Origin of the sequence: Plantibacter sp. VKM Ac-2885 (genome assembly GCF_015351205.1) — a bacterium.
In the GTDB taxonomy this organism is placed as follows: Bacteria; Actinomycetota; Actinomycetes; order Actinomycetales; family Microbacteriaceae; genus Plantibacter; species Plantibacter auratus.
Window position 1 is genome coordinate 1,000,071 of record NZ_JADKSK010000002.1, and the last position, 9,447, is coordinate 1,009,517.

At 69.8% G+C, this 9,447-nt stretch carries 10 protein-coding genes; 5 read left to right on the forward strand and 5 right to left on the reverse strand.

Going from position 1 to position 9,447, the window contains the following annotated elements; translation table 11 throughout:
- Positions 1–14: 14 nt before the first annotated feature.
- On the forward strand, positions 15–1,055 hold the full coding sequence (locus tag ITJ66_RS17150; protein WP_137243506.1) for a LacI family DNA-binding transcriptional regulator: 1,041 nt from the start codon (positions 15–17) through the stop codon (positions 1,053–1,055).
- 37 nt (positions 1,056–1,092) lie between these two features.
- Positions 1,093–2,010: a carbohydrate kinase gene (locus ITJ66_RS17155; protein WP_194645420.1), complete on the forward strand. Its 918-nt coding sequence runs from the start codon at positions 1,093–1,095 to the stop codon at positions 2,008–2,010.
- A gap of 19 nt (positions 2,011–2,029) precedes the next feature.
- Here the strand turns inward: ITJ66_RS17155 and ITJ66_RS17160 are convergent, their stop codons facing one another.
- Positions 2,030–2,662 carry a MerR family transcriptional regulator gene (locus tag ITJ66_RS17160; RefSeq protein ID WP_137243504.1) on the reverse strand — a complete coding sequence of 211 codons (633 nt, stop codon included), beginning with the start codon at positions 2,660–2,662 and terminating at the stop codon, positions 2,030–2,032.
- A gap of 69 nt (positions 2,663–2,731) precedes the next feature.
- Here ITJ66_RS17160 and ITJ66_RS17165 point away from each other — a divergent pair, with 69 nt between their 5' ends.
- Both ITJ66_RS17165 and ITJ66_RS17170 read left to right on the forward strand, forming a co-directional pair.
- Positions 2,732–3,232, forward strand: coding sequence for a DUF4188 domain-containing protein (locus ITJ66_RS17165; RefSeq protein ID WP_191941564.1), 501 nt, complete (start codon positions 2,732–2,734; stop codon positions 3,230–3,232).
- Positions 3,233–3,256: 24 nt separating this feature from the next.
- The gene (locus ITJ66_RS17170; RefSeq protein ID WP_192018425.1) at positions 3,257–3,775 is read left to right on the forward strand and encodes a DUF3592 domain-containing protein; all 519 of its coding nucleotides are present in this window, start codon (positions 3,257–3,259) and stop codon (positions 3,773–3,775) included.
- Here ITJ66_RS17170 and ITJ66_RS17175 read toward each other — a convergent pair.
- Together ITJ66_RS17175 and ITJ66_RS17180 are read right to left on the reverse strand one after the other, a co-directional pair.
- Positions 3,766–4,389 (reverse strand): hypothetical protein, encoded by a 624-nt coding sequence (locus ITJ66_RS17175; RefSeq protein ID WP_137243502.1) that lies wholly within the window; start codon positions 4,387–4,389, stop codon positions 3,766–3,768. The two genes, ITJ66_RS17170 and ITJ66_RS17175, sit on opposite strands and share 10 nt — an antisense overlap.
- 46 nt (positions 4,390–4,435) lie before the next feature.
- The gene (locus ITJ66_RS17180; RefSeq protein ID WP_137243501.1) at positions 4,436–5,704 is read right to left on the reverse strand and encodes an ammonium transporter; all 1,269 of its coding nucleotides are present in this window, start codon (positions 5,702–5,704) and stop codon (positions 4,436–4,438) included.
- 178 nt (positions 5,705–5,882) lie between these two features.
- On the opposite strand from ITJ66_RS17180, the gene ITJ66_RS17185 reads away from it, so the two are divergent.
- Positions 5,883–6,194, forward strand: coding sequence for a GNAT family N-acetyltransferase (locus ITJ66_RS17185; protein WP_137243500.1), 312 nt, complete (start codon positions 5,883–5,885; stop codon positions 6,192–6,194).
- A gap of 7 nt (positions 6,195–6,201) precedes the next feature.
- Here ITJ66_RS17185 and ITJ66_RS17190 read toward each other — a convergent pair whose 3' ends face one another.
- Together ITJ66_RS17190 and ITJ66_RS17195 are read right to left on the reverse strand one after the other, a co-directional pair.
- Entirely contained in the window at positions 6,202–7,545 is a 1,344-nt protein-coding gene (locus tag ITJ66_RS17190) for a BNR-4 repeat-containing protein (protein WP_194645421.1), read from the reverse strand.
- A gap of 528 nt (positions 7,546–8,073) precedes the next feature.
- Positions 8,074–9,345, reverse strand: a complete 1,272-nt coding sequence (locus ITJ66_RS17195) for an HNH endonuclease signature motif containing protein (protein WP_194645422.1) — start codon at positions 9,343–9,345, stop codon at positions 8,074–8,076.
- Positions 9,346–9,447 lie beyond the last annotated feature (102 nt).

Below are 9,447 nucleotides of genomic sequence, written 5' to 3' on the forward strand. Positions count from 1 at the left end.
CACGAGGGAGTGTCATGTCCACGCAACGCCGCCGCACGACCCTCGCGGACGTCGCGGAGCGCGCGGGCATGTCCAAGGCCGCGGTGAGCATGATCATGAACGACCGCCCCGGATCCCGGCTGTCCGCGGACGCCGTCGAGCGGGTCCGCGCCGCCGCGGCGGAGCTCGACTACCGGCCGAACCCCGCGGCCCAGGTGCTGCGCCGCGGGAAGACCAGGACGATCGGGTTCATCTCCGACGAGGTCACGCTCACCCGGCACGCCTCGGGGCTCATCGGCGGTGCGCTCGAGGTGTCGAAGGCCCACGACCACACGATGCTCATCGCGGAGACCGAGGGGATCGAGGGCGGTCTCGCCCGCGCCTTCGAGACGATGATCGACCACCGGGTCGACGGCATCCTCATCGGCCTCCTCGGCGCCCGCCTCATCGACCTCCCCGCCACCTCGACCGGTGTCCCCGTCGTCGTGCTCAACGGAGCGTCCTCCTCAGGACACGCGAACGTCCTGCCCGATGAGCGCGCGGCCGGGTACGCGGTCGCGAAACGGCTCGTCGACGCGGGTCACCGACGGATCGGCGTGGTCGGCGACCTGCCGCAGGACGTCATCAGCGACCCACGACAGAGTGCGACGGTGGCGCTGCGCTTCGCGGGCATCGCCGCGGCCTTCGCGGAGGCCGGGATCGAACCTGCTCGGGTCGACATCGTCGAGTGGCAACCGGAACCCGGTTACGAGGCGACGGCCACGCTCCTCGAGCGCCATCCGGACGTCACGGCGATCCTCGCCGCGAACGACGGCGTCGCCTTCGGTGCTTACCAGGTGCTGCTCGAACAGGGGCGTCGGATCCCGCAGGACGTCTCCGTCGTCTCCTTCGACGACGAGATCCTCGCCGGCTACCTGCGCCCGGGCCTCACCACCGCGCGGCTGCCCTACCAGGAGATCGGCGCGCTCGGAGCCTCGATGCTCCTCGGCCAGCACGCCCTCGGGCACGAGCTGGTCACCATGCCGATCATCGAGCGGGACTCGCTCATCGCCGCGGTGTCGACCGACGCCGGTTGACGCCACCCGACCCTCGGATCCAGCAGAGAGAGATGCCATGCACGCAGCCCCCACGACCGACGTCCTCATCGCCGGCGAGACCCTCATCGACATCGTCCGGCGGCTCGACGGGACGCAGGCGGAGAGCCCCGGCGGCAGCCCGGCGAACGTCGGGATCACCCTCGGCCGGCTGGGCCGCGCTCCGGCCCTGGTGACCCATGTGGGCGACGACGAGCGAGGCGCGGCGATCCGCTCCTGGCTCGACGCGTCCGCGGTGGCCCTCGTGTCGGCTCCGACCGGTCGGACGTCCACGGCGCAGGCGACCCTCGACGCCGAGGGTGCGGCCACCTACGAGTTCGACCTCTCGCTCGATCTGGAGGCCTCGGGTGCGCCGGACGCCGCCGTCGTCCACACCGGCTCGATCGCCTCGGTCCTCGAGCCGAGTGCCGACCGCCTGCGCGAGCTGGTCGAGGCGCGTCGTTCCTCGGCACTCATCACCTACGACCCGAACATCCGGCCATCGCTCATCGACGACGCAGCTCGCGTGCGTCAGTCGGCCCTCGACTGCATCGCACGCGCCCACGTCGTGAAGGCGAGTGACGAGGACGTCGCGTTCCTCCTGCCCGGTGTGGCGCCGGTGGACGCCGCTCGGGAGTGGGTCGCGGCCGGGCCGGGACTCGTGGTCGTGACGATGGGTGGTGACGGGGCGGTCGCGGTCAGAGACGGTTCCGTGCTCGAGATCGAGACGCCGCGGGTGCAGGTGGCCGACACCGTCGGTGCCGGCGACACGTTCATGGGTGCGCTGATCGACGGACTGCTGACCGCCGGTATCGCTGGGCCCGGAGCCGAGGAGCGACTTCGTGAGGTGTCCGACGAGGTGCTGCAGCAGCTGCTCGACCGCGCCGCACGGGCCGCGAGCATCACGGTGTCGCGGCCCGGGGCGAACCCGCCCACCTCGGCGGAACTCGACGCCTGAGGCCCTCGGAGCCTGAGCGTCAGGATAGCTGGGGCGCCGGGTCTTCCGTCCCGGCGAACCGCTCCGACGACACCACCTGCTGAGCCGCCCGACGGAGGGCGAGGATCAGCGGTTCGGTGAGCACGGTGCCGAGCACGATGTACTGCACCGCGAGCTCGGGGGAGTCCGCCGGGATGCCGTCGATCTCGGCTTCGGCGATGCTGCGCGCTGCGTCGACATAGCGGTCGAGCACCGCGGGTGGCACGGTGAAGCCGGCTCGTTCCAGGGTGTCCAAGGCCCCGGCCAGGCCGGCGAGGAGTCCGGGATCGCACTGCGCCTCGATGCCGCCGAGTCGTTCGTAGAGCTCCAGTGCGCGGGTCGTGTCGACCGGACCGCTCGGGCGCGGGGTGACGGCGGTGTGGGCGACGCCGAGGAGGTCGTAGGGGCCCGCCGGCGGTGAGTCGAGCGCGGCGACGACGTTGCGGGTCTCCGCGATGCTCACGCCGGCGGTGAGTAGCGCGCGGATCACGCGGAGCCGGGACACGTGTGCGTCGCCGTAGCTCGCCTGGGTCGCCGAGGTGCGCTCGCCCTCCGGGAGGAGTTGCTCGCGGAGGTAGTACTTGATGGTCGCCACCGGCACCTCGGACACCGCCGCGAGTTCCGAGATCCTCATCCTGTCCCCCTCGTCTGGATAGTGCTACTATCCAACTTGGATAGCGTCACTATCGAACAGGAGCAGTCTATGTCACGCGTCGTCGTCGGCCGAATCACTCATCGTCACGAGGGTGAGCTCGTCGTGTTCCACATCGGGATGACCATCAACCAGTGGTGGCGGGTGGACAAGTGGCTCCCGATCTTCGGTGACATGCCGCGCATGCTGCAGGAGCTCATGTCCGACCCGGAGTCCGGGCTCCTCGGTTCGCACATCCTGATCGGTTCCAGCGGCCCGTACCTCGTCCAGTACTGGTCGTCGATCGACAAGCTCTACGCCTACGCGTCAGCGCCGGCCTCCGCCCATCGGCCTGCCTGGTCTCGGTTCAACAAGCGCGCCCGGTCCGCGCCGAAGGCCGTCGGCGTCTGGCACGAGACGTTCCTCGTCGATCGCGCCGAGAGCATCTACGTCTCGACCCCGTCCATGGGGCTGCCCGCGGCGACCGAGGCGGTGCCCGTCGGGTCGCGGCAGCAGCACGCGCGACAGCGGTTCGCCGACGGCCGGACCGGTGCGTCGGAGGCGTCGGCCTGACCGCTCGTGTGTTGAGATGGGCGGGTGGACCTCCAGAAGCAACCTGCCGCCGCGGCGTCGCATCCCACCCGCAACCGTCTCGGCGTCGTCGCGCTGATCCTGGGCATGCTGCTCGTCGGTCCGGTGATGATCGCGATCGGCGTCGGCCTCCGGCTGGCGGACGACCAGTTGCTGGAGACGGGGACGCGCACCACCGGCACGATCACGGAGGTGCAGGACGGTGTCGAGGCCTCCGACCTGGACTTCCGGGTCGACTACCGGTCCACCGACGACGTCGTGCACTCGGTGTGGGAGTCCTGGGACATCAGCGACCGGCCGTCCGTCGGCGACGAGGTCGTGATCGTGTACCGGGCGACAGACCCGGGGGCGGCGGTCGTCGAGGGCTATGGGGGCGAGGGCGAGTGGATGACGGGCCTCGGAGCGGTCCTCACCGTCATCCTCGGGGGGTCAGGCGTCATGATGCTGGTGATGGCCGCCCGTGGCAGGTCGGAGCGTGCACAGGCGCGCCGTGCGGCGATCCAGGCTTCCGCCGGTCAGCGGTAGCGCGGCGGAACGGCGAACGGCGCAGAGACGAGGGCGGCACCCTGCGGCACTTCGCCCTCGCCGCGCCGGATCGGACCGCGCAGGGCGAGGGTGATCCGCAGGCCGTCGGCGGGATCGTGCGCGGTGTCCGGCTGCTCGAAGTTCAGCGTCGGAGGGTCCTCCGAGGTGCTGTAACTCAACAGGATCATCGAGCTCGACCCCGAAGCCCGCAGCCGCGGTCTCGAGAGGCGCACCGAGGATTCGCGCACGGTCAGGACCTCATCGCGGTGCAGGATGCGTCCGGGGCCGTTCAGCTCGTTCCCGCCCGCGCGGACCGCGACCTGTGGGCCGGCGAAGCCGACGATCGCGTGGTTCATGTCGTCGGGAGCGGCGATGAGTCCGGCGGCGTCACGGAGCTCGACGACCTGCAGGCGCCAGCGGATGCGGCGGTCGACGTCGGTGCTCGTCCAGACGTCTCGCACGCTACCTCGGCCGCGGTCGAGTGGTTGCCGCACGAGGTCGGCGAACCGGACGAGCCGGGGCGGGCCCGGGTCGGCCGGTGGTCGTGACGCGACGTCGACGAGGACGAGATGAGCGGGGGTGGCAGCCGGTTCGGGTCCAGCTGCTCCGCGCATCTCGTCCTCGTCGGGTCGGGTCGGGCAGGTCGTTCAGATCGGTGGATCAGGCCTTGTCGTCGACGAGGATGTAGCCCTCTTCGCCGTGGACCACGGTGTCGATGCCGGCGATCTCGTCCTCGTTCTTCACGCGGAACCCGATCGTCTTCTCGATCGCGAAGCCGATGATGAAGGCGAGCACGAAGGAGTAGATGAGGACGGCGAACGCGGCGATCGCCTGGACGAGCAGCTGCGAAGCGTCACCACCCATGAAGAGGCCGGTGCCGTTGGCGAAGAAGCCGAGGTACAGGGTGCCGATGAGACCACCGACGAGGTGGATGCCCACGACGTCGAGCGAGTCGTCGAAGCCGAGCTTGAACTTCAGGTCGATCGCGAGCGCACAGACCGCGCCGGCGACGACACCGAGGACGATGGCCCAGATCGGGTGCAGCGAACCGCACGCCGGGGTGATGGCGACGAGACCGGCGACGGCACCCGACGCGGCACCGACGGAGGTCGGCTTGCCGTCCTTGATCTTCTCGACGACGAGCCAGGCGAGCAGGGCTGCTGCCGGGGCCGCGATGGTGTTGACGAACACGAGTGCCGCGGTGCCGTCGGCCGCCAGTTCCGAACCGGCGTTGAACCCGAACCAGCCGAACCAGAGGAGACCGGCGCCGAGGAGGACGAACGGCGGGTTGTGGGGGACGTAGGCGCCCTTCTTGAATCCGACACGACGACCGAGGACGAGCGCGAGGGCGAGCGCTGCCGCACCGGCGTTGATGTGGACCGCGGTACCACCGGCGAAGTCGATGACGCCGACGCCGAAGACGTCCTGCAGGCCGTGCGTGATCCAACCGCCGTAGGCGAAGCTGCCGTCGTCGGCGAGGCCGAAGTTGAACACCCAGCTCGCGACCGGGAAGTAGACGACGGTCGCCCAGATGCCGGCGAAGATCATCCAGGAGCCGAACTTCGCGCGGTCGGCGATGGCGCCGGAGACGAGGGCGACGGTGATGATCGCGAAGGTGGCCTGGAAGGCGACGAAGGCGAGTGGCGGGTAGGCCGCTCCCTCAGGCGTCTCGAGGGCGGCGGTCAGGCCGATGTTGCCGGTGTCGATCGCCCAGGGGGCGACGGTGCCTTCGGAGCCGGGGAACGCGATCGCGTACCCGTAGAGCACCCAGAGGACGCCGATGAGGCCGAGTGCGCCGAAGCTCATCATCATCATGCTGATGACGCTCTTCGCCTTGACCAGGCCGCCGTAGAAGAACGCGAGCCCTGGTGTCATGAGCAGCACGAGTGCCGCTGATATCAGGATGAACGCTGTGTTTCCTTGATCCATTCGAGGTGCCTCTCCGCAGGGACGCGGCTGGAGCGCGTCGGGTGCGCCCAGCGTGACACCGGCGTGTTTCCGATGGCCTGTGCGCGTGTTTCCGGCACGTTGCGGAATCGGCCGCTGCGTAAACAGCACATGACGGATCGCTCGACGTACAGTGGGGGACGAACGGAAGGGAGCCCCGATGTCGACATCGAGCACACCCGAGGACGGCCCGCAGGTCGTCCGCAACGACGAGCGTCACGAGTACGAGATCCGGGTGGGGGAGCGCGTCGCCGGGATCGCCGGGTACCGGGAGGAACCGGGTCGCATCCTCTTCACCCACACCGAGATCGATCCCGACTTCGGCGGGCAGGGGCTCGGCAGCGTCCTCGCCGCCGCGGCGCTCGACGATGCGGTCGAGCGAGGACTGACGATCGTGCCGTACTGCCCCTTCATCCAGGCCTACCTCCGTAAGCACCCGGACTTCAGTGGCGAGGTGTCCTGGCCCGAGTGACCGGTCGTCACCCGGTGCGTGGCAGCCGGAGCAGGACGGCCTCGCACCGGTAGCCCTGCGAGCTCGCCATGTCCCCGCGGAACCAGAGGAGCGAGACGGCCGAGGGGTCGCCGGGTGCGACGATCGGCCGCAGGTTGTCGACGTCGGAGTCCTCTGTGACGGGCGTCCAGGCCCAGGTCGCCCCGTCGTCGTCGGTGTGACCGTGAAAGATCTCGTGGTGGGCGAGCGGTTGGTCGTCTCGGGGATCGATCGGCGTCGAGACGTAGAGTGAGTCGAGGTCGTCCGGGTCGATCGCCACGAGTCCGGTGTAGTCCTGCTCGTGCGGGAGGAGGCCGGGGCCGGCGAGGGCGAGTGGGTGTACCTGCCAGGAGCCGCCGGGCGTGAGGCGGGCGAAGAGGAACCGGTGGTCCAGGACGGGCCGGAGTCGTTCGGTCGCCTCGTCCGGATGCGCTGGTCCGTCGTCGGCGCGGGCGGAGACGACGGCGGCCACGGTGCCGTCGGGGGCTCGTCGCACGTCGACGGTCCAGCAGTGGGAGAGTCGGTCGCCGGCCCAGCTGGCGCCGTCGGGCATTCGTGAGCCGGCGGCGACGAGGGTGGTGAGCTCGACCTGCGAGGGTGCGTCGCCACGCAACGGATGCGGGTCGACGACGGCGCCGTCGGTTCGGTGGAGCCCGTCGGGGTCGAGGAAGCCGTGGTAGACGCTGTTGTCGTAGTCGCGCGGGTGGTGGTCGGTGGTGATGAGGTCGATGCGCCCGGGGGAGGAGACGTAGCGCGTGTAGCCGTTGACGTAGCCGACCTTCGGCCGCGTGAACAGCTTGCCGGCGTAGTTCCAGGTGTCGCCGTCGTCGTCCGACACGAGCGCGCACTGGTCGTCGTTGACGGCGCGGGCGAAGCAGTACAGGCGGCCGTCGAGTTCGTGGACGTTCGAGTAGGTCACGCCGAGTCCGCCGGTGTGCGCGCTCCAGTCGAACGTGTGCTCGGGCCCCCAGCGGCGTGGGTCGTGTGGTTCGCTGATGCGCCAGCGGGTGAGGTCGTCGGTCTTGTGGCGGGTGTACATCGCGAGCCAGCGCCCGTCGCGCCGCCGCCACAGTGCCGGGACATCGTGGTCGTCGGACTCGTGGCGTTCGTGCAGGACGACGATGTCGGCGGTGCCGGTGCTGAGGTCGACGACGGTGACCTCGACGTTGCCGCCGCGCTGCTCGCCGTCGACGCCGCCCGTCGACGCGATCGAGCCGACGACGAGGAGGTTCGAGGTCGGATCGACGAGTGCGCGCTCGTCCTGGAACCAGCACCAGGCGGCGTTGTCGTTGACGACGCTCGGCGTGGTGGAGGTGTCGTTTCGGCGCAGCATTGCGACCTTCCGGGTGGGGTTCCGGACGAGGCTACCGGTGCGAGCGCCCGCTCGGCAAGCGCTTTCCCTGAGGTGGTGCGGCTCGGAGCGCGCTCTAGCCGGCAGAGGGGTCGGGCGCACCCCGGGGGTCTCCTCCGGTCACCGAGGTGTCACGACTCAGCTGCCCTTCGACAGGCTCAGGGACCGAATCGTTCCCGGTGAGCGTCTCCCGCTCGCCGAGGTGTCACGACCCAGGTGCCCTTCGACAGGCTCAGGGACCCAGGCGTTCCCGGTGGACCTTCTCCGGTCACTGAGCCTGTCGAAGTGCCCACGAGGACTCCTCGTCGTTCCGGGCACATCTCTCCCGCTCACTGAGCTTGTCGAAGTGCCCACGAGGACGCCTCATCGTTCCGGGCACACCTTTCCCGGTCACTGAGCTTGTCGAAGTGCCCACGAGGACGCCTCATCGTTCCGGGCGCATCTCTCCCGCCCACTGAGCTTGTCGAAGTGCCCACGAGGAACCCTTCGATCTGCGTACGCCGAGGCAAGTCAGAACGGTGCGGGATCCGGTTCTGTGCGGTGGTGTTTGCCGTCGGGTGTCGTCCAGTCGAGGACGCCGCCCGGTTTGTGGTCGAGGTTCCACCCGGGGAGGTGCTTCATCCGGTGGTGATGTCGACACAGGCAGGCGAGATTGCCGACATCTGTTGCGCCGCCGTCCTGCCAGGCGACCGAATGGTCGAGGTCACACGCTTGGGCTCGCCTGCCGCAGCCTGGCGCCCGACAGGTGCCGTCCCGAAGTCGCACCGCCCGTTGGAGGTCAGCGGGAACCCGGTACTGATTCCGCCCGACCGACAAGACCGCGCCGGTTTCCGGCTGGACGAGGATCCTGGTGAAGCTCGGTGCATTGACCGCGAGCCGGGCGGCGGTCTCGGGATCGATCGGACCGTAGCCGTCGAGCATGCCGTGTGCGTCGGAGACGCCGGCCATGCTGAGCGCCGGGACCGTGATCTGCACCGTGGGCTTGATATGCTCCTGGACCTCGATCGGGTGTGGGAGCACCGGGCTCGACATCACATCTTCCGGAGTCACGCCAGTGAGTGCGAGCGCCGCCAGGGCATCTGCCTGCAGCTGGGCGCACGTGCGGGTGTCACCGGCGTTACGTGACTCCGCCGCGGCCGCCTCGATCCGCTCGGCGATGCCCTGCGCGATGGGCGCGGTGGTGAACAGGTGCACCCAGGCCATGCCATCGGCGGCCGGTTCGAACTCGACCCGGCGGTCGGCCTCGGAGCGGACCGCTCGGGCGGTGATCGATTCGGGGTGGAGGCGCTCGCGCAGGACACGGGCGTGTTGCCGGAGGTACGAGACGGTCGCACTCTCGGCGACCGGCAGCACCTGCTCGAGGAACACCGCCCGCCCAGCAGCAGGGACGTCGCAGAGCTGGTCGGTGATCACCTGCGCATGCCGCGCCGAGATGCGGCCGGCCTCTAGTGAGGCGAGCACGGCGGGTGCGTCGTTCACGAGGCGCTCGGCGTCGTTGGTCGCCCGCTGGATCGTCCGCTCCGGTATTCGGGTCGCCATCGCGAGAGCCGCGCAGGTCGACCGGCGAGAGAGCGCCCGGCGCTCGGCCGGCGGGAAGATGGCCGGGACGGAAGCGTCTGCGAACGCGTCGGCGTAAGCGGCGGAGCGGGCGAGGAGGCGCGCCTTGCGTGCGTCGAGGACGGCCTGCTGCCGGTGGATCTCAGTCCACTCGTCCGAGAACTCCGCGAGGTGCGCGGCGTAGTCATCGCCGACGCGGGTCGCGGTTGGGGTGGTCTCGGTCATGGAACAAGTCCACCATGGACCACTGACATTCCAGATGGTGAGTCGGAGCGGCTGTGGGAGATTCTCGTGTGCCCTTCGACAGGCTCAGGGACCGGTGGAGGA

Coding starts and splice junctions, on each gene's coding strand:
- ITJ66_RS17150 (WP_137243506.1), top strand. CDS start 15: ATGTCCACGCAACGCCGCCGCACGACCCTCGCGGACGTCGCGGAGCGC.
- ITJ66_RS17155 (WP_194645420.1), top strand. CDS start 1,093: ATGCACGCAGCCCCCACGACCGACGTCCTCATCGCCGGCGAGACCCTC.
- ITJ66_RS17160 (WP_137243504.1), bottom strand. CDS start 2,662: ATGAGGATCTCGGAACTCGCGGCGGTGTCCGAGGTGCCGGTGGCGACC.
- ITJ66_RS17165 (WP_191941564.1), top strand. CDS start 2,732: ATGTCACGCGTCGTCGTCGGCCGAATCACTCATCGTCACGAGGGTGAG.
- ITJ66_RS17175 (WP_137243502.1), bottom strand. CDS start 4,389: ATGCGCGGAGCAGCTGGACCCGAACCGGCTGCCACCCCCGCTCATCTC.
- ITJ66_RS17180 (WP_137243501.1), bottom strand. CDS start 5,704: ATGGATCAAGGAAACACAGCGTTCATCCTGATATCAGCGGCACTCGTG.
- ITJ66_RS17185 (WP_137243500.1), top strand. CDS start 5,883: ATGTCGACATCGAGCACACCCGAGGACGGCCCGCAGGTCGTCCGCAAC.
- ITJ66_RS17190 (WP_194645421.1), bottom strand. CDS start 7,545: ATGCTGCGCCGAAACGACACCTCCACCACGCCGAGCGTCGTCAACGAC.
- ITJ66_RS17195 (WP_194645422.1), bottom strand. CDS start 9,345: ATGACCGAGACCACCCCAACCGCGACCCGCGTCGGCGATGACTACGCC.